This is a genomic window from Tessaracoccus massiliensis (assembly GCF_000826065.2).
Classification (GTDB): Bacteria; Actinomycetota; Actinomycetes; order Propionibacteriales; family Propionibacteriaceae; genus Arachnia; species Arachnia massiliensis_A.
This window is the reverse complement of record NZ_LN623539.1, coordinates 164,217-182,746: the sequence shown is the minus strand read 5'-3', so window position 1 is coordinate 182,746 and position 18,530 is coordinate 164,217. Positions and strand designations below refer to the sequence as shown.

Below are 18,530 nucleotides of genomic sequence, written 5' to 3'. Positions count from 1 at the left end.
GCCATGCAGCATTTCGATCTCGTCGTCATCGGCTCAGGCTCCGGGAACTCCCTCATCGACGAACGCTTCGAGAAGTGGAACATCGCCCTCATCGACCGCGATGAGACGTTCGGCGGCACCTGTCTGAACCGCGGCTGCATCCCCACCAAGATGTTCGTGCTGCCCGCAGACCTCGCGGCCGCCCCGAGGGAGGCGGCGCGCCTGGGCGTCGACCTGGAGTACAAGGGCTCGGATTGGAAGGCCATCCGGGACCGGATCTTCGGCCGCATCGACCCGATCTCCGCCGGTGGGCTGGACTGGCGGGAGCGCTCTGAGAACGTGACTGTCTTCCGTGACGAGGCCCGCTTCGTCGGAGACCGCACCCTGCAGGTCGGCGACACGCAGATCAGCGCAGACCGGGTCGTGATCGCCACCGGTTCGCGGCCCCGGGAGCTCCACGTGCCCGGGATCGACGACGTGCGCGACCGCATCTACACGTCGGACACCATCATGCGCATCGACGAGCGGCCCAGGCGGCTGGTCATCCTCGGCGGAGGTTTCGTCGCCACCGAGTTCGCGCACGTGTTCGCCTCCCTCGGCACGGAGGTCACGCTCATCAACCGCTCCGACGTGCTGCTGCGCGGGCACGACGCTGAGATCTCCGAGCAGTTCGCCAACCAGTTGGGCCGCCGCGTGCAGATCCGGCTCAACCAGCGGCTCTCCGCGTTCGAGGACAGCGGTGACGGCGGCGTCACCGTCGTGACCACGGACCGCAACGGCATCGAGTACGAGTACTTCGCCGACGCCGTGCTCGTCGCGGTGGGCCGGGTGCGCAACTCGGACACGCTCGACCCAGCCGCCGGCGGGATCGAAATGCGCGAGACGGGGCAGATCCGCGTCGACGCGCAGCAGCGCACCAGCGCCACCGGAGTGTGGGCCATCGGCGACGTGTCCTCGGGCCACCTGCTCAAGCACGTGGCCAACGCCGAGATGCGTACCGTGCAACACAACCTGCTGCACCCAGACCAGCCCGTCGAGACCGACCACCGGTACGTGCCGCACGCGGTGTTCAGCGACCCCCAGGTGGCGGCCGTGGGCGCCACCGAGGAGCAACTCAAGGCGTGGGGCCTCCCGTACGTGTGTGCGCGCCAGCGCTACGCGGACGTCGCCTACGGCTGGGCGCTGGAGGACGAGGGCCACTTCGTTAAGCTCCTGGCAGACCCCACCAACGGCCACCTGCTCGGCGCCCACATCATCGGGCCCCAGGCCCCCACGCTGATCCAGCCGCTGATCCAGGCGATGAGCTTCGGGCAGCGGGTAGACGAGATGGCGCGGGGCCAGTACTGGATCCATCCCGCGCTGCCCGAGGTGGTCGAGAACGCACTGCTCGGGCTTGTCGCGGCGCAGCGGGCGGAGGCCCAGCAGTGAGGCGGGCGCTGCTCCTGCTGGGGGCGGCCGCGTTGGGCCTGTCGGCCTGCGCCACGGAACCGCTGGTGCCGCCGCAGTACCGCTCGGCTGAGCCCGCCGTCGAGAGCGTGACGCCGTCGCCTTCTGGGCGCACCGCCCAGGACCCCACCCCGGACGCTGGGGAGGCGGTCACTGAGACCACCGCGGCGGCCGACGCGTGCCGTGTGATGGCCGAGGAGTTGACCATCGAGGAGCAGGTGGGCCAGCTGTTCATGGTGGGCGTCAACACGAAGGGCGCGGATCCCCGCACGCAATCGGCCATCCGGGATTCGAAGATCGGTTCCGTGGTGCTGCTGGGCAACACCGACGCGGGCTCGTCCGCCATCCGGCGCCTGACCGCAGAGTTGGGCAGCCTCGGCACCGCGCGCCTACCCCTGCTGGTCGCCGTCGACCAGGAGGGCGGCAGCGTGCAGCGGCTGAAGGGGGAGGGCTTCTCCACCATCCCCGCCGCCCGGGACCAGGGCGCCATGGGAGCCGCGGATCTGTCCGCCGCGGCGTTCGACTGGGCCAACGAACTCAAGATGGCGGGGGTGCACTACGACCTGGCCCCCGTCGCCGACATCGTGCCGGAGGCCAAGCGCGCCAGCAACGAACCCATCGGGAAACTCAAGCGCGACTATGGCTCGGATCCGGCCGCGGTCTCCGAATCGGTGGTCGCGTTCATCGACGGCATGCGGCAGGCCGGGGTGGCCACCTCCGTCAAACACTTCCCCGGCCTGGGCGAGGTGACCACCAACACCGACTTCGGCGCCGCGGAGGACAACGACGTGACGCGCGACTCGCCCCACCTGGAGCCCTTCCGCGCCGCCATCGATGCCCGTGTGGACTCCGTGATGATCTCCTCGGCGGTGTTCACGCAGCTCGATCCAGACAACGAGGGCGTGTTCTCCTCAGCCATCATCACCGACCTGCTGCGCGGGGACCTGGGCTACGACGGCGTGGTCATCGCCGACGACCTGGGCGCCGCCGAGGCGGTCAAGACCGTGGCTCCGGCGGACCGCGCGGCGCGGTTCATCGAGGCGGGCGGTGACATCGTGATCAACGCCAATCCCGGCATCATGCGGGAGATGGTCACCGCGACGCTCGACGCTGCGGCGGCCGACGAGGCGTTCGAGGCTCAGGTGCTCGACGCCGCCACCCGGGTGCTGCGGCTCAAGTCCACCGTCGGTTTGGTGACCTGCGGCTGATCGGTGTCCGGGCCGCCGCCGGTCAGCGCCCTGAGCGCGTAGACGATGGCGGCGAGATCCACCACCTCCTGCGCCAGCGCGCCGGCCACCGGCGGGATGTAGCCGAAGGCCGCCACGAGCATCAGGCCCACGGACAGGGCGATGCCGATCCAGATGGCGGTCAGCGCCACGCGGTGGGTGTGCCGGCCGATCTGGACGGCGCGGAGCACGCGCTGCACGTCGTCGCGCACGATGACGGCGTCGGCGGATTCGCTGGCCGCCGTCGAGCCGCGCGCGCCCATCGCGATGCCGACGTCTGCGGTGGCCAGCACGGGGGCGTCGTTGACGCCGTCGCCCACCATGATCACCGGCCCGGGCATGGCGCGGACCCGCTCCACCTTGTCGGCGGGCAGCAGTTCGGCGTGCACGGTGTCGATCCCCGCCTCGGCAGCCAGCGCCCGGGCGGTGTCCCGGTTATCGCCCGTGAGCATGGCCACCTCGCTCAGCCCCATGCGGCGTAGCTGCTCGACGGTGCGGGCGGCGTTGCCGCGCAGCGCATCGGCCAGCAGGAGCGTGCCGGCGAACCGGCCGTCGATGGCGATCGCCACCGAGGTCTGGCCCGGATCGAGCGGGACCTGGGTGGCCGTAGAGTCTTCGGAGCGGACGAACGCGAGCTTGCCGACGACGACGCGCCGGCCGTCGATGGTGGCGCGCACGCCGTTGGTGGCGAACTCCTCCGCATCCTGCGCTGCGCTCAACTGGAGGCCCTGCTCCCGGGCGGTGTCGATGATGCCGCGGGCCAGGACGTGGGAGGAGTACTGCTCGGCGGACGCGGCGAGCCGCAGCAACTCGTCGGGAGAGGTGCCGTTGGCGGGGATCACCTCGACCAGTTCGGGCTCGCCGTGGGTCAGGGTGCCGGTCTTGTCGAACGCGGCCGATCTGGCCCGCGCCAGCGCCTCGAGGGTGGCTCCGCCCTTGACGATGATGCCGGAGCGGGCCGAGGCGCTCATCCCGCCCATGAAGGCCACCGGCGCCGCGATCAGCAGCGGGCACGGGGTGGCCAGGACGAGGACGGCGGCGAAGCGGACCGGGTCGCCTGACAGGTACCAGGCGAGCCCCGCGATCAGCAGTGAGACCACCGTGAACGGGATGGCGTAGCGGTCGGCCACTCGCACGGTGGGCGCCTTGGCCTCCTCCGCCTGCGTCACCAGGGCGATGATCTGCTGGTACTGAGAGTGCTCCGCGGTGGCGGTGGCCCGGATCCGCACGGCCCGCTCCCCGTTGAGGGAGCCGGACATCACCGCGTCGCCGTCGGTCTTCGTGACGGGGAGGGATTCGCCGGTCAGCGACGACTCGTCGAAGGTGGCCTCCGCGGTGAGGAGTTCGCCGTCGACGGGCACCACCTGGGCGGGCTTGACGAGGAGGAGGTCGCCGGGCTGCACCTCGGCGACCGGAATCTCGGTGACGGCGGCGTCCGCGTCGGCGGAGGAGAGGCGGTGGGCGGTGTCGGGTGCGCGCTTGAGGAGGGCGTCGAGGTCGCGGGCGGCTCTGGACTCCGCGAAGTCCTCCAGTGCCTCGCCGCCGCTGAGCATGAGCACCACGATCATGGCGGCGATGTACTCGCCCACGGCGATGGCTGCCCCCATGGCCACGACGGCGAGGATGTCGAGGCCGTAATGGCCGCGCATGATGTCTTTGACCATGTCGACGGCGGTCAGCGCGATGATGAACACCACGTAGGCCGTGCCGATCCACTGCGCGGGTGTGGTGTACCCGGTGAAATAGAGCGTGAGCACGAGGGCGAGGACCGCCAGCGTCGCTGCGACAAGTGGATAACGCCTGATGAACCCCAACATGGCTCCAGTCTTCGCCATTAGAACGAAATGTTCAATCAAGGTGAGGCTTAGCTAACCCGGCCGGGGCCGGGCGGCTCAGATCACAACTGAGGGGAGACGCGCCAGTAGGCCAGGGGCTCCGGAGGCTTGCCGCAACTGACGGGGGCCTCGCCGTCGGCGGTGACCTTGTCCACCTCGACGCAGACCTCCCACGCGCCCAGGCGCACGCGCACCTGCCGGTCGTCGACCAGTTCGCTGGAGACCTCGACGGCGGGGACCGGCGCCAGAGAGATGCCTGCGGTGTCGGGGTGGGGTGGCTCGCCGCGGTGCCCCCATTCGGCCAGCGCCCACGCCTCGGCGGCCTGCTGCTGCGGGGAAAGATGGGAGCGTCCGCGGTCCTTCCTGGCGCCGCCCGGCCACAGGGCACGGTCCTCCGCGGCGCGGTAGGCGCTGATCGCGGCCACCGGGTTGAGGCGGCCCAGCACCTGGCCGGTGGGAAGGAGCAGCATGGTGGGCGCGAACCGGTGGCCGCCCAGATGGGAGGACTCCCAGATGTGGGCGGGGCCGGCCTCCCGGGTGAGCGCGGCGAGGACGGGGCGGCCCGCGAGAGCGCAGCACTGGTCGCGCCGGGCATGGCTGCACACCAGCATGGCCGCGCCACCGTCGTCGCCGGCGGGCACGCCGTCGGCACCGCAGTCGCGCACCCAGGCCAGAGCCTCTTCCGGGGCGTTGAGTTCGAAGCGGCGCAGCCAGCCGCCGTCCGGGAAGCCACCCGAGACGAGCATGGCCAGCGGGGCGTCGCCGATGGTGCGGCGCTCCGGATGCCGGATCAGCAGCAGCCTCCCGCCCAACCGGGCGATGGTGTCCTCGAGCTCCCGGCCGACGGTGGGGTTGAGCAAGCGCGCCTCAGTCGCGGCCTTGGGCCCCCAGGGGCCCGGCACCTCGAGGCAGATGAAGAAGTCCGCGCGCGCGGCCGTGCCCCAGGCGGGAAGGTCCGCCCGGGACCACTCCATCGAACAGCGAGTCATGCCCCGAGCCTACTCACCTGCGACGGTGGGCGGTGACAGCGCAACGGCGCAGCCCGAGGGCGACGCCGTTGCTGTTGCGGGTGCAGGGATCAGCCGAAGCGGCCGGTAATGTAATCCTCCGTGGCCTTCTGCTCCGGGTTGTGGAAGATCTTCTCGGTGGGGCCCATCTCGATCAGCTCGCCGGGCTGGCCGTGCGCCTTGAGGTTGAAGAACGCCGTCTGGTCCGACACACGCGCGGCCTGCTGCATGTTGTGCGTCACGATCACGACGGTGTAGTCCTCCTTGAGCTGCTTGATCAGCTCCTCGATCGCCAAAGTGGAGATCGGGTCAAGCGCCGAGCAGGGCTCGTCCATCAGGATGACATCTGGCTGCACCGCGATGGCGCGGGCGATGCACAGGCGCTGCTGCTGGCCGCCGGAGAGGCCGGAGCCCGGGCGGTCGAGGCGGTCCTTGACCTCGTTCCACAGGTTCGCGCCGCGCAGCGACGTCTCCACCAGCTCGTCGGCCTCCTTGCGGGAGATACGGGCGTTGTTCAGCCGCACACCGGCCAGGATGTTCTCCTTGATCGACATGGTGGGGAACGGGTTGGGCCGCTGGAACACCATGCCCACCTGGCGGCGCACGCGCACCGGGTCGACGTTGGCGGCGTACAGATCTGCGCCGTCGAGCAGCACCTCGCCGTCGACGTAGGCGCCGGGGATGACCTCGTGCATGCGGTTCAGGGAACGCAGCACGGTGGACTTGCCGCAACCGGAGGAGCCGATGAACGCCGTCACGGCGCGGGGCTCGATGGTCATGTTGACCGACTTCACGGCATGGAACTTGCCGTAGTAGATGTCAAGATCCTTGATCTCAATACGCTTTGACATGTCTCAGTGTTCCTTCGGTCAGCGTCCGGCCTTGGGGGCGAACTTCCAGGCGATGAAGCGCCCGATGGCGTTCAATCCCATAACGATCAGAATGAGGGTGAGCGCGCCGGCCCATGCGCGCGCATGGTAGGCCGCGGTGTCGATGCCGGGGGCGTACATGTACTGGTTGTACACGAACACCGGCAGGGTGGCCATCGGGTGGTTGGACGGATCCAAGTTCATCGACGACGTGATCGACGCCGTCACCAGCAGCGGGGCCGTCTCGCCGATGACGCGGGCGATGGCCAGCACGACGCCGGTGATGATGCCGGCAATCGACGTAGGCAGCACCACCTTGAGGATGGTGCGCCACTTCGGCACGCCCAGGGCGTAGGAGGCCTCGCGCAGCTCGTTGGGCACGATGCGCAGCATCTCCTCGGTGGAACGCACCACCGTCGGGATCATCAGGATGGACAGCGCGACGGCGCCCGACAGGCCCGATTTGTGCCCGGCCCCGAAGATCATCGAGAACATCGTGTAGGCGAACAGGCCCGCCACGATGGAGGGGATGCCGGTCATCACGTCGACGAAGAAGCGGATGCCCGCGCCGAGCTTGCCGTTCTGGGCGTACTCCACCAGGTAGATGGCCGTCATCAGGCCGATCGGCACCGAGATCAGCGTGGCGATACCCGTCACGATCAGCGTGCCCCAGATGGCGTGGATGGCGCCGCCGCCCTCGCCCAGAACGTTGCGCATCGACCAGCTGAAGAACGTGCCGTCGAAGCGGTCCAGGCCGTTGACGATGGTGCCCCAGATCACCGAGATCAGCGGCACCAGCGCCACCAGGAAGAAGCCGGTGACGATGTACTTCGCGAGGCGGTCCTTGGCCTTCCTGGGGCCTTCGACCGCGGCCGACAACACGAACATGGCGGCCAGGAACAGAAGCGCGCCGACGATGACGACGCTGGCGACGTTGGCCGACTGCAGCAGGGCCAGCAGGCCCGCCGCGACCGCCACGGAGACCACCAGCGTGGACAGACCGGTGTACTTCGGCAGCTGACCCGCGGTGAGGGAGTTCATCTTCGTGGCGCCGCCCTTGAGCGGCGAGGGGGAGGTGGTCATGGTGCTGCTCATCAGTTGGCTCCCGAGAATTCCTTGCGGCGGTTGATAATCCAGCGCGCGGTCATGTTGACGGCCAGGGTGATGATGAACAGCACCAGGCCGGTGGCGATGAGCTGGTTACGGCCGATGTCGTGCGCCTCGGGGAAGGACTGCGCGATGTTGGCCGCGATGGTGTTGGGGTTCTGGCTGGTCAGCACCTTGAACGTGATCACGCCGGAGCCGGACAGCACCATGGCCACGGCCATCGTCTCGCCCAGCGCGCGGCCGAGGCCCAGCATGCAGGCGGAGATGATGCCGGGGGTGCCGAAGGGGATCACGGCCTGCCTGATCATCTCCCACCGGGTGGCGCCCAGCGCAAGGGAGGCCTCCTCGTGCAGTTTCGGCGTCTGCAGAAACACCTCGCGGGAGATGGCGGTGATGATCGGCAGGATCATCACGGCCAGCACCACGGAGGCGGTGAAGATGGTGCGGCCGGTGCCGGAGACCTGTCCGCTGAACAGCGTGATCCAGGCGAAGTTGTCGTTGAGCCACAGGAACAGCGGGCGCATGGCCGGCGCCAGCACCGCGATGCCCCACAGGCCGAACACCACGGAGGGTACGGCCGCCAGGAGGTCGATGATGTAGCCGAACGACGACGCCACCCGCTTCGGAGCGTAGTGCGTCAGGTACAGCGCGATGCCGACGGCGACCGGCACGGCCATGAGCATTGCAAGGATGGCCGACCACATGGTGCCGAAGGCGAACGGCAGCACGTAGGACCAGAAGCTTTCGCCGCGGTTGAACTGGAACGTCTCCGGATCTGCCAGGAGGGCGGGCAGCGCCAGACCCACGAGGAAGGCGGCGACAGCCGCGAGGATGACCAGGATCAGAATGCCTGATCCGGTGGAGAGCCACCGGAAGAAGGAATCGCCGAAGCGCTTGGCGCTGCGCTGCAGCGAATGGGAATCGGAATCCGGCCTGGTGTCCGTCTGTGGGGCTTCGGGTGCATCCGTTGCCGACATGGGCGCTCCTGAATCGAAAACGAGGGTAGCGGTTGGCAGATTACCTGCCCTGATCCGGCAAAGTCGCGTCGCCCCGAAACGGGACGACGCGACTTTGCATCAGATCAAGGGCGGGCGATCACTGGATGGAGTCGATCGCTGCGGTGACCTGCTCGGTGAGGCCGGCGGAGAGCGGAGCGGAACCCGCGCGCTCACCGGCGGCCGTCTGGCCCTCTGCGGAGACGATGTAGTTGGCGTAGGCCTTGACCAGTTCGGCCTTGGCGTCGTCCTGGTAGTCCTGGCAGACGATCAGGTAGGACACGAGCACGATCGGGTAGCCCTCGGCCTCACGGTCGACGGCGATGGCCATGTCGTTGTCAGCGCGGCCGTCCTCGACGGGGGAGTTCTCGACGATCGCGGCAGCGGCCTCGGTGGTCGGGCCGTGGAAGGAGCCGTCCTTGCCGATCTTCACGGTGGTGAAGTCGCCGGCCTGCGAGGCGTCGATGTAACCGATGGTGCCCACGCCGCCGGAGACGGCGGAGACGACGCCCTGGGTCTGGGCAGCGGCCTCGCCGCCCTGGTACGGCCAGTCGCCGGACTTCTCGGCATCCCACACGTCGGGGGCGGCGGTGGCGAGGTAGTCGGTGAAGTTCTCGGTGGTGCCCGAGGTGTCCGAGCGGTGCACGGCGGTGATGTCGAGATCAGGCAACTCGACGCCCTCGTTCAGGGCGGCGATGGCCGGGTCGTTCCACTTGGTGATGTCGCCCTTGAAGACGGCGGCCAGGGTGGCGGCATCCAGGTTGAGTTCCTCGACACCCTCGACGTTGAACACCACGGCGATGGGGGAGATGTAGACCGGCAGGTTGATCGGCTTGTCGACGCACTGCGAGAAGGTGTTCTCGTCGATCTCCTCGGCCTTGAACGCGCGGTCCGAGCCGGCGAAGTCGGCGCCGCCGCCGATGAAGGCCTCACGGCCGGCGCCGGAACCCTCGGGGGAGTAGTTGATGGTCACGCCCTCGTTCGCGGTCTGGAAGCCGGCGATCCAGGTCTGCTGGGCGACCTCCTGGGCGGAGGCGCCGATGCCCGACAGGGTGCCGGACAGGTTCGACGGAGCGGCGGCCTCGTCGGTCGCGCCGGCGTCGGTGGCCTCGTCAGTGGTGCCGGCGTCGGTGGTCTCGACAGTGGCGGTGTCGCCTCCGGCGGGCTCGTTGGTGGTGTTGGTGGGCTCGTTGGCGGCGCAGGCCGACAGGAGGAGCGCGGCAGACAGGCCGAGAGCGGCGGTCAGGCGGATCTTCATTCCGGGAATACCTTCCGAGAGGGGTGGGGCCCGCGTGTCGGGCCCCGTGTTTTCAGTGAACTGGTGTGTTCCTGTACCGGAAGGTAGAGAGAGGAAGTAACCGATCGGCCCCGGTTTGGTTAACAGATGGTGAACAGCCGACGAGTTCTCTCTCCGCGCTCCGGAATCTGCGGTATTCGTAACCGATTCGTTATCCCTCAGCCGCTACGCCGTCGGCTTGTGGACCTCGACGGCGACGCGTTCGCCCTCGTCGTCGCGGTGCACCACCACGACCTCGCCGACGACCATCGGCTTCGGCTCCAGGCCCAGCCCCTTGAACATCGACGGCAGCACGGGGCGGTGCCCGCACAGCGCGGTGGGCTCCTCGATGGACTGGAACAGGTTGGCCACGTAGCGGCGCACCTCGCGCGGCTTGACGGTGCCCTCCTCCTCGGTGAGCACGTCCTCCATGACGATCTCCAGCCCGCGTTGCTTCGCGTAGGGGCGCAGCGTCTCCACGCAGCGGGTCGACGACGAACTCACCAGCGACTCCACGCCGAAGGCCCCCAACACCTGGGTGAGTTCCTTGGCCTGCCGCCGGCCACGGCCCGTGAGGCGTCGCTCCTGGTCCGGGCCGCTCCAGTCCTTGCGCAGCATGGCCTTGCCGTGGCGCACCAGCAGCAGGGGGGTGGTGCGCGGCTTCAGCAGCGCCGTCGACAGGAGGCGCCGCTCATCTGCGTAGGTGAGGGTGCGCATGGCCTTCTGGATGGGCGCCCAGCGGATCTTGTCCACCTCGCGGTTGGGCTCGAACTCCTGCTCGGTGACCACCTCGGCGCGCCAATACTGCACGGCCTTGAGCCCCTTGGTGAGCTTGTAGCGGATCGGCGGCAGACGCAGCCCCAAGCGGCAGGCGACCCCCGTCTCCTCGAACACCTCACGCACCGCCGTCTGCGGAGCCAGTTCGTCGGTGATGCCCTTGCCCTTCGGCAGGGACCAGTCGTCGTAGGCGGGGCGGTGGATCATCAGCACCTCGGTGTCGTCGCCGTCACCGCGGAGGACCACCGCCCCTGCCGCACGGATGGAGGCCTTCTTGCTCATCGGGTGGAACGCCGGGCCGCAGTCTGCTGGATGAGCCACTCCTGGATGTCCGTGAGCGGTTGACCCTCGTCGTCGGTGGTGTGGACCGACCAGTCGGAATCGTGGAGTTCCCAGTGCACGGTGGTGGGCGCGAACGCCATGTCGAAGAGTTCCTCCACTTGCCGGATGTGAGCGGGTTTGGTGAGGCTGACGATGGCCTCCACCCTGCGGTCGAGGTTGCGGTGCATCAGGTCGGACGAGCCGATCCCGACGACGGGTTTGCCGCCACCGGCGAACCAGAAGATGCGGGAGTGCTCCAGGAAACGGCCCAGCACGGAGCGCACGCGGATGTTCTCGCTCAACCCCGGCACGCCCGGCCGGATGGTGCAGATGCCGCGGACCCACAGGTCGACGGTGACGCCGGCCTGGGAGGCCCGGTAGAGCGCGTCGATGATCGCCTCATCCACCATGGAGTTGACCTTGATCCGGATGCCCGACGGCTTGCCCTCGGCGTGGTTGGAGATCTCCTGCTCGATGTAGTTCAGGAGGCCCTTGCGGATGCCGTGCGGCGCGACGAGGAGGCGACGGTAGTGCGTCTCCTGCGTCATGCCCGAAAGGTGGTTGAACAGCCGCGCCACGTCGTCGGTGATCACGGGGTGGGAGGTGAGCAGCCCCATGTCCTCGTACTGGCGGGCGGTCTTGGGGTTGTAGTTGCCGGTGCCGATGTGGGCGTAGCGGCGCAGCCCGTCGCCTTCGGCGCGCACCACCAGTGCCAGCTTGCAGTGCGTTTTGAGGCCCAGCATGCCGTAGACCACGTGCACGCCGGATTTCTCCAGCTTGCGCGCCCAGCCGATGTTGTTCTGCTCGTCGAATCGGGCCTTGATCTCGACGATGGCGAGGACCTGCTTGCCCATGTCGGCCGCCTCGATGAGGGCGTCGACGATGGGGGAGTCGCCGCTGGTGCGGTACAGCGTCTGCTTGATCGCCAACACCGCCGGATCCGCTGCGGCCTGCTCGATAAAGCGCTGCACGGACGTGGCGAACGAGTCGTACGGGTGCTGCACCAGCACGTCGCGCAGCTTCAGCGCCTTGAACATGTCCGCCGGGCTGGCGCTCTCCACCTCGGCGAGATCCGGGTGGGTGATGGGCAGGAAGTTGGGGTACTTGAGGTCTTCGCGGTTGGAATCGCTGAGCGCGAACAGCCCCGTCAGATCCAGCGGGGCGGGCAGGCGGAAGACTTCGTTCTCGCTGACATCGAGTTCGCTGGTGAGCATGTCGAGCATCTGCTCGTCGATGTCCTCCTCCACCTCGAGGCGCACCGGCGGGCGGCCCACCTTGCTGCGCAGCAACTCGCGCTCGAGGGCGAACAGGAGGTTCTCGGCGTCGTCCTCCTCCACCTCGATGTCCTCGTTGCGGGTGACGCGGAAGCTGGTGTGCGACAGCACCTGCATGCCGGTGAACAGCTGCCCCAGGTGGCGAGAGATGATCTCCTCGAGCGGCAGGAACCGGCCTTCGGCGAGCCGCACGAACCGCGACAGCACCGGCGGTACCTTCACGCGGGCGAAGGACCGGGCGCCCGTGGCGGGGTTGCGCAGCAGCACCGCGAGGTTCAGCGACAGGCCGGAGATGTAGGGGAAGGGGTGCGAAGGGTCGACGGCGAGCGGAGTGAGGACGGGGAAGATCCGCTCGGCGAACAGCGCCCGCATCGAATCCTTCTCCGTGGCGGTGAGCTCCTCCCACTTGAGGATCTCGATGCCCTCCTCGCGCAGCGCGGGGCGCACGTCGTTCTGGAAGACCCGGGACTGGGCCTCCACCAGTTGCGCGATCTTCTCGAGGAGCTCGGCGTGCAGTTCACCCGGCATCTTGCCGGCGACGGTGGGCACCGCCACCCCGGCCGCGATGCGTCGCTTCAGGCCGGCCACCCGCACCATGAAGAACTCGTCCAGGTTGGAGGAGAAGATGGCCAGGAACTTGGCACGCTCGATGAGCGGCACGCGCAGCGCGTCGCGGGCCTGGTCGAGGACACGGTTGTTGAACGCCAGCCAGCTCAGCTCGCGATCCAGATAGCGCGCCGCTGGCAGCGGCGTCTCATCGGCAGTTTCGGTCATGCCTGGCCCCTCTCGGCGTGATAGCTGGTGTCGGTCTGCACAGTCTTGAACCCGGCGTTGAGGTACATCTGCACGACGCGCTCCTGGTCGCCCTCGACGTAGAGCTGGATGCGGGTGTCGCCCTCTGCCGCGAGGTGGTCGAGGCCTGCCTGCAGCAGGATGCGGCCCAGTCCCTTGCCCTCATGCCTGGGGGACACGGCGATGACATAGACCTCGCCGAGGCCGTCGCCGTGGCGCTTGGTCCAGTGGAAACCTGCGACCTGGCCGTCGTGGCGGGCGACGAACAGGCCCTCCGGGCTGAACCAGGGCTGGCGGGCGAGATCGTCGAACTCCTCGACGGTGAGCCTGCCCTGTTCCGGGTGGTGCGCGAACGCCGCGGCGTTGATCGCGACGATCTGCTCACGGTCAGCGGGGGTGTAGGTGTCGATGGTGTAGCCGGGAGGGAGCGTTGCTTGCAAGCCGCGGGTGCCCTTCGTCGTCGCCTGGCTCGCAGAGCTCGCAGGGCGACGCTCAGGGACCAGTTCCATGCGGAGGAGTTCACGGGCGGGCGACAGGCCCACCCGGGCGGCGAGCTGGGGGGCTCCGGGCAGCGTGCCGAAGGCCCAGGCCGAGGAGCCGGGATGGGCGGCGAGCGCCTCCGTCAGCATCTCGGTGCCGACGCCTTGGCGGCGATGGTCCGGGTGCACACCCACCAGCAGCGTTCCGTCGCGCTCGTCGCAGATGACGAACCCGTGGGGGTCCGAGCGGGTGCCCATGAAGAAGAAGTCAGCCTCACGCACGCCGTCGATGCCCAGCGAGGCGGATTCGTTGATGGGGGAGACGCCGTCATGCTCGGCGATCTCCGTCACCAGGCGGCGCAGCGCCTCGCGCACCGTCGGTGTCAGAGTGGTCAAGCTAACCAGCACGATGAGCCTCCCTGGCGCTGGCGAAGCGGTAGCCCACGTTGCGCACAGTGCCGATGTAGTAGTCGAATTGGCCGAGCTTAGCCCGAAGGCGCCGCACGTGGACGTCGACGGTGCGGGTTCCGCCGTAATAGTCGTAACCCCACACCTGGCTCACGAGCGTCTCGCGTGACAGAACCCTGCCGGGGTGCGCCATGAGGTAGCGCAACAGCTCGAACTCCGTATAGGTCAGGTCCAGCGGGGCGCCGTCGAGCGTGGCAGCGTAGGCCGCGCCGTCCACGCGGAGCGGGCCCGCCACGAGGAGATCAGGATCCGAGCCGGCGCGGGTGAGGACGCGGATGCGGGCGTCCAACTCCGCGGGTTCGCTGCCCGCCGCCACGAAGTCGTTGAAGCCCCAATCGGGGGAGAGCACCGCCAGTCCGGACAGCGCCACCATCAGCAGCACCGGGGTTGAGACGCTGCGCGACAGGGTCTGGCAGGCCGAACGCGCCCCCGCGAGGTCCACGGTGCCGTCGACCACCACCACGTCGGCCTCCTCTGCCTCGACGAGTGACTGGGCGGTGGAGGCGACGATGGTGACGCGGTGGCTCAGAAGTGCCAGTTCGGGAGGGGTTTCCTTGGAGGAGACGAACACGATGTTACTCATGGCTGCCCTCCCTTCCGCTCACCGCGGGACGTCCACATCCTAATGGCTGGGCGCACGCCGCCGCGCGCCGTTCCGAAGGCACCACTACGATGGCGGGCATGACGCAGGGCCTACCGGAGGATCTGTTCCGGCCGGGGACCGATGAGGTAACCGAAGGTGAGCGTGTTGAGCCGGAGGCGCCGCACGCCGGTTCGTCGGCGCTCAAGGACGTCAAGCTCGATGCCGGCGGCATCTCTCCCCGGATGCTGGCAGGGATCCTGGCGCTGTCCCTGCTGCTCGCCTTCTCCGTCGGGCGGCTGTTCGTCTTCGATACGGACCCCACGCCGGTGGTGACTGTCAGCCCGCCCCCCACGCCGTCCCTGACGTCCACGGGCACGTCGGCCGATGACGGGCTGGTCGCCTACACCGACGCCGTCGTGGTGGCCCCCGCCCTCACGGCCGCAGGCGCCTGCCTCAACGACGTCTCGCGGGACACGCCGGAGATGCTGCTCGACAACGATCCGGGCACCATCTGGCGCTGCCACGGCCAGGGCGTGGGGGAGATGGTCTCCTTCACGTTCAGCGGCCGCCGACCCCTCGTCGGGGTGCGGCTGGTCAACGGGAACACAGCCTGGGCGGATCGCTACCTCCAGGAACGCCGCATCGTGGCGCTGCGCTGGGAGTTCGACGACGGCTCCTTCTTCGTGCAGGGCCTGGCAGCGAACAACCGCAACCCCCAGGAGGTCCGGTTCCCGCCCGTCACAGCGACGGGAGTGACGCTGACCGTGCTCGAGGTCACCGAGCCGGGCGAGGAGGGAGTCCACGTCGACGCCGTGTCCATCAGTTCCCTGGAGTTCCTGACCCCGGCCTGAGCCGAGCGCTGCTACTCCCAGTTCTTCGTGTCCATCGTGATGGTGACCGGGCCGTCGTTGACCGACGAGACGAGCATGTGGGCGCCGAACCTGCCCCTACTCACCGTCGCGCCCAGCAGTTCGAGTTGGCGGCACAACTCGTCGACGAGCGGCTCGCTCACCGCTGCGGGTGCGGCGGCGCTCCACGACGGGCGGCGGCCCTTGCGAGTGGAGGCGTACAGCGTGAACTGGCTGACCACCAGCAGCGGGGCGTCGACGTCGCTGGCGGAGCGCTCATCGTCGAGGATGCGCAGCGACCAGATCTTGCGGGCCAACGCCGCCGCGTCCTCCAGGGTGTCGTCGTGGCCCACGCCCGCCAGCACCAGGAGGCCCGGGCGGTCCAGTTCGCCCACCACCTCGCCGTCGACCTTCACGGAAGCCTCGAGCACCTTCGTCATCACAACGCGCATGGCGCACATTGTGCCGCACCGTAGACTTGGCGCCATGTCTGATACCCCGCAGCTCAACATTGACATCGAGGTCCCGGAAGGGCTCAACCCCGCGCTCGCGGCGCTGGGCTGGATGGTCGGCCGCTGGGAGGGCACCGGCCACGGCACAGACCATGAGGGCAACGATTTCCGCTTCGAGCAGCGCATGGAGTTCCAGAGCAACGGCGAGGACTACCTCTACTACGTCTCGCAGACCTTCCTGCTCGACGACGACGCGGACGAGGAACCCTCCGAGGACGGGATCGGCCGGGCGACGAAGGTGCTCGGGATGGAGACAGGTTTCTGGCGCCCCAAGGCAGATGCCTCCCTCGAGGTGGAACTCGCCAGCTCGGACGGCTGGACCGAGGTCCTCGTCGGCAAGATCCAGGTGACCCGCATCGACCTCACCACGGACGCGGTGGTGCGCGGCGAGTCCGCGCAGGTGGAGCACATGGCCGGCCAGCGGCTCTACGGCAAGGTGGAGGGTGACCTCATGTACGCGCTGGACCGCTCCACCTCCACCCATGAGCTGCGCCCCCACATGTGGGCACGCCTGAAGCGCGTCTGATGGCCGCCGTCCAGATCGACGATGGGCTCGACCAGGGGCTCATCTGGCACTTCGGCAACCCGGTGGCGGAGGCCCGCTCGCTCGCCTCGGGCGAGGGGGTCGTCGACCTGCGCAACCGCGAGATCGTGGAGATCACGGGCGCGGACCGGCTCAGCTGGCTGCACTCGCTGACCACCCAGCACCTCTCGGGGCTGGGCGTGGGGGAGGCCACCACCGCGCTGATCCTGTCGCCCACCGGCCACATCGAGCACGTCCTCTACGGCACCGACGACGGTGCGAGCTTCCTCGCCTGGACCGAACCGGGCCGCGCGGATGCATTGGTGAAGTTCCTGGATTCGATGCGCTTCGCGATGCGCGTCGAGGTCGCCCGCCGCGACGACCTGCGCCTGGCCTGGGCCGGGCATCAGGTGTCGCTGGATCAGGGGTGGCGGGTGCGGGACTCTGAGCTGGGCGGCGTCGAGGTGTTCCTGCCTGCAGACGACGAGCTCGAGTCCACCGTCGGCACGTGGGCTTTCGACGCCATGCGGGTCGCCGCAGGGGCGCCGCGCATCTTCGTCGACACGGACCACAAGACCATCCCCAACGAGATCGGCCTGGTGGGCACCCACCTCAACAAGGGCTGCTACCGCGGGCAGGAGACCGTGGCGCGGGTGCACACATTGGGCCGGCCCCCGCGCAGGCTCGTGCAGTTGCACCTCGACGGCTCGGGCTCCCAGCTGCCCGAAGCGGGGGCGCCCATCGAGTTCGGCGGCCGCACCGTCGGCTTCGTCGGCTCATCGGCGCGGCACCACGAGCTGGGCCCCATCGCCCTGGGCCTGCTCAAGCGCAATGTGCCGGTCGACGCGGAACTTCAGGCCGGCGGGATCGCCGCGGCACAGGAGGCGTTGGTAGACCCCGACGTCGGCCTCCACATCCGCCCCGTCCTCGGCTGATTTTCCCGGTCCCTGAGCGTCGCGCCCCGCGCCGCTGGTTGAGCCTGCGAGCGCAGCGAGCAGTGTCGAAACCGCTACAGCGTGTCTGATACCTGGGCCACAGCTGGTATCCGCAGCGTCTGATGGGGGCCTGCTCCCTGAGCGTGGCGCCCCGCGCGGCGACGCTTGTGCTGAGCCTGTCCCCGCGCGAAGCGTCGGCCAGGTCGAAGTGAAGGGCCCCGCAGCGCCGGTTGAGCCTGCGAGCGCAGCGAGCAGTGTCGAAACCGCTGCAGCGTGTCTGGCACCTCAGGCACAGCTTGGTGCCGCAGTGTCTGATGGGGGCCTTCGCCGCCCATGCCGAAGGCGGTCACACTGCGGGTGCTCTGGGTTTGGGTTGGGGTGACCGTCTTCGGCAACGCCCGACCCACCCTCTCAGGCCCCCATCAGACACTGCTTTGACTGCTTTTGCCTGCTGGCTGTTGCTGCCGAAACCGTTGGTGCGTTGGTTGCCGGAGTGTCCGGTGGGGGGGGGGTACTCCGAAGATGGCCGGCGTTGCCGGGCAACAACTACCTGGGTGGGGTCCGGGCTCGGCGCGCGTACTTGCATCCCCCGCCCCCGGCCACTCCTTGACGCTGAGGCCGACCACAGGTGCGGTGGCAAAGGTGCCAGACAACCTCACGGGGTTTCGACACCGCTCGTAGAACTCGCGAGCTCACCCAGCGTCGCTCGCGGGCTCAACCAGCGTCGCTGGCCGGCTCAACCAGCGTCGCGGGGACCCTCAGTTGGAGGCAGCGGCGAGGGCTGCGTCGTAGTCAGGCTCCTGGCCGATCTCCGGGACCTGCTCGTTGTAGACCACCTTGCCGTCGGCGTCGATGACCACCACGGAGCGCGACAGCAGGCCCTTGAGCGGGCCGTCCTTCATCGTGACGCCGTAGGTTTCACCGAAGCCGGTGCGGAAATCCGAGGCGACCACGACGTTGTCGATGCCCTCGGCGCCGCAGAAGCGGGCCAGCGCGAACGGCAGGTCGCGCGAGATGTTGAGCACCTTCGTGCCCTCGAGACCCGCGGCCTTTTCGTTGAAGGTGCGCACGCTGGTGGCGCACACGCCGGTGTCGACGGAGGGGAAGATGTTGAGCACGAGCTTCTGGCCCTTGAAATCCGAGAGCTTGATCTCGCCCAGGTCGTCGCCGGTGACCTCGAAGTCAGGCGCGTCGTTCCCGACGGCGGGCAGTTCGCCGATGGAGTGGATGGGGTTTCCCTTGAAGGTGATGTCAGCCATACCCCCGATCTTTCCCGAT

Annotated in this window: 17 protein-coding genes; 5 read left to right on the top strand and 12 right to left on the bottom strand. The window is 68.7% G+C overall.

Annotation, left to right across the window (positions count from 1 at the left end; translation table 11 throughout):
- Window positions 1–3 precede the first annotated feature (3 nt).
- Window positions 4–1,407, top strand: a complete 1,404-nt coding sequence (locus tag BN1186_RS02720; RefSeq protein WP_040282406.1) for a mycothione reductase — start codon at window positions 4–6, stop codon at window positions 1,405–1,407.
- On the top strand, window positions 1,404–2,633 hold the full coding sequence (locus BN1186_RS02715) for a glycoside hydrolase family 3 N-terminal domain-containing protein (RefSeq protein ID WP_052459691.1): 1,230 nt from the start codon (window positions 1,404–1,406) through the stop codon (window positions 2,631–2,633). Before BN1186_RS02720 ends, BN1186_RS02715 begins: the two co-directional genes overlap by 4 nt.
- On the opposite strand, the gene BN1186_RS02710 is transcribed toward BN1186_RS02715, so the two are convergent.
- The 10 genes from BN1186_RS02710 to BN1186_RS02665 all read right to left on the bottom strand — a co-directional run bounded on the left by BN1186_RS02710 (window position 2,564) and on the right by BN1186_RS02665 (window position 14,434).
- On the bottom strand, window positions 2,564–4,468 hold the full coding sequence (locus BN1186_RS02710) for a heavy metal translocating P-type ATPase (RefSeq protein WP_074436900.1): 1,905 nt from the start codon (window positions 4,466–4,468) through the stop codon (window positions 2,564–2,566). The genes BN1186_RS02715 and BN1186_RS02710 overlap by 70 nt on opposite strands.
- A gap of 80 nt (window positions 4,469–4,548) precedes the next feature.
- Window positions 4,549–5,475 carry a sucrase ferredoxin gene (locus BN1186_RS02705; protein WP_082031074.1) on the bottom strand — a complete coding sequence of 309 codons (927 nt, stop codon included), beginning with the start codon at window positions 5,473–5,475 and terminating at the stop codon, window positions 4,549–4,551.
- An 89-nt stretch (window positions 5,476–5,564) separates the two neighbouring features.
- Window positions 5,565–6,344 (bottom strand): phosphate ABC transporter ATP-binding protein PstB, encoded by a 780-nt coding sequence (gene pstB, locus BN1186_RS02700; RefSeq protein ID WP_040282277.1) that lies wholly within the window; start codon window positions 6,342–6,344, stop codon window positions 5,565–5,567.
- Between the two features lie 18 nt (window positions 6,345–6,362).
- A complete protein-coding gene (gene pstA / locus BN1186_RS02695) occupies window positions 6,363–7,457 on the bottom strand; it encodes a phosphate ABC transporter permease PstA (RefSeq protein WP_040282276.1) in 1,095 nt (364 codons plus the stop codon).
- Entirely contained in the window at window positions 7,457–8,446 is a 990-nt protein-coding gene (gene pstC, locus BN1186_RS02690) for a phosphate ABC transporter permease subunit PstC (RefSeq protein WP_074436899.1), read from the bottom strand. The genes pstA and pstC overlap by 1 nt, the downstream gene beginning before the upstream one ends.
- Before the next feature lie 118 nt (window positions 8,447–8,564).
- Window positions 8,565–9,722, bottom strand: coding sequence for a phosphate ABC transporter substrate-binding protein PstS (gene pstS, locus BN1186_RS02685; protein WP_040282274.1), 1,158 nt, complete (start codon window positions 9,720–9,722; stop codon window positions 8,565–8,567).
- A 204-nt stretch (window positions 9,723–9,926) separates the two neighbouring features.
- A complete protein-coding gene (locus tag BN1186_RS02680) occupies window positions 9,927–10,799 on the bottom strand; it encodes an NUDIX hydrolase (protein ID WP_040282273.1) in 873 nt (290 codons plus the stop codon).
- Complete coding sequence (locus tag BN1186_RS02675; protein WP_040282271.1) at window positions 10,796–12,886, bottom strand: RNA degradosome polyphosphate kinase; 2,091 nt, start codon at window positions 12,884–12,886, stop codon at window positions 10,796–10,798. Before BN1186_RS02675 ends, BN1186_RS02680 begins: the two co-directional genes overlap by 4 nt.
- Window positions 12,883–13,779: a mycothiol synthase gene (gene mshD, locus BN1186_RS02670; RefSeq protein ID WP_180349005.1), complete on the bottom strand. Its 897-nt coding sequence runs from the start codon at window positions 13,777–13,779 to the stop codon at window positions 12,883–12,885. The genes BN1186_RS02675 and mshD overlap by 4 nt, the downstream gene beginning before the upstream one ends.
- 1 nt (window position 13,780) lies before the next feature.
- On the bottom strand, window positions 13,781–14,434 hold the full coding sequence (locus tag BN1186_RS02665) for a response regulator transcription factor (protein WP_040282269.1): 654 nt from the start codon (window positions 14,432–14,434) through the stop codon (window positions 13,781–13,783).
- Between the two features lie 98 nt (window positions 14,435–14,532).
- Here BN1186_RS02665 and BN1186_RS02660 point away from each other — a divergent pair, with 98 nt between their 5' ends.
- On the top strand, window positions 14,533–15,285 hold the full coding sequence (locus tag BN1186_RS02660; RefSeq protein WP_040282267.1) for an NADase-type glycan-binding domain-containing protein: 753 nt from the start codon (window positions 14,533–14,535) through the stop codon (window positions 15,283–15,285).
- A gap of 11 nt (window positions 15,286–15,296) precedes the next feature.
- Here BN1186_RS02660 and dtd read toward each other — a convergent pair whose 3' ends face one another.
- On the bottom strand, window positions 15,297–15,734 hold the full coding sequence (gene dtd / locus BN1186_RS02655; protein WP_040282265.1) for a D-aminoacyl-tRNA deacylase: 438 nt from the start codon (window positions 15,732–15,734) through the stop codon (window positions 15,297–15,299).
- A 34-nt stretch (window positions 15,735–15,768) separates the two neighbouring features.
- Between dtd and BN1186_RS02650 the strand changes: the two genes are divergently transcribed.
- Together BN1186_RS02650 and ygfZ are read left to right on the top strand one after the other, a co-directional pair.
- A complete protein-coding gene (locus BN1186_RS02650; RefSeq protein ID WP_040282263.1) occupies window positions 15,769–16,320 on the top strand; it encodes a heme-binding beta-barrel domain-containing protein in 552 nt (183 codons plus the stop codon).
- Window positions 16,317–17,252, top strand: a complete 936-nt coding sequence (gene ygfZ, locus BN1186_RS02645) for a CAF17-like 4Fe-4S cluster assembly/insertion protein YgfZ (RefSeq protein ID WP_139650778.1) — start codon at window positions 16,317–16,319, stop codon at window positions 17,250–17,252. The genes BN1186_RS02650 and ygfZ overlap by 4 nt, the downstream gene beginning before the upstream one ends.
- Window positions 17,253–18,010: 758 nt before the next feature.
- On the opposite strand, the gene tpx is transcribed toward ygfZ, so the two are convergent.
- On the bottom strand, window positions 18,011–18,511 hold the full coding sequence (gene tpx, locus BN1186_RS02640) for a thiol peroxidase (RefSeq protein WP_040282260.1): 501 nt from the start codon (window positions 18,509–18,511) through the stop codon (window positions 18,011–18,013).
- Between the last annotated feature and the right edge of the window lie 19 nt (window positions 18,512–18,530).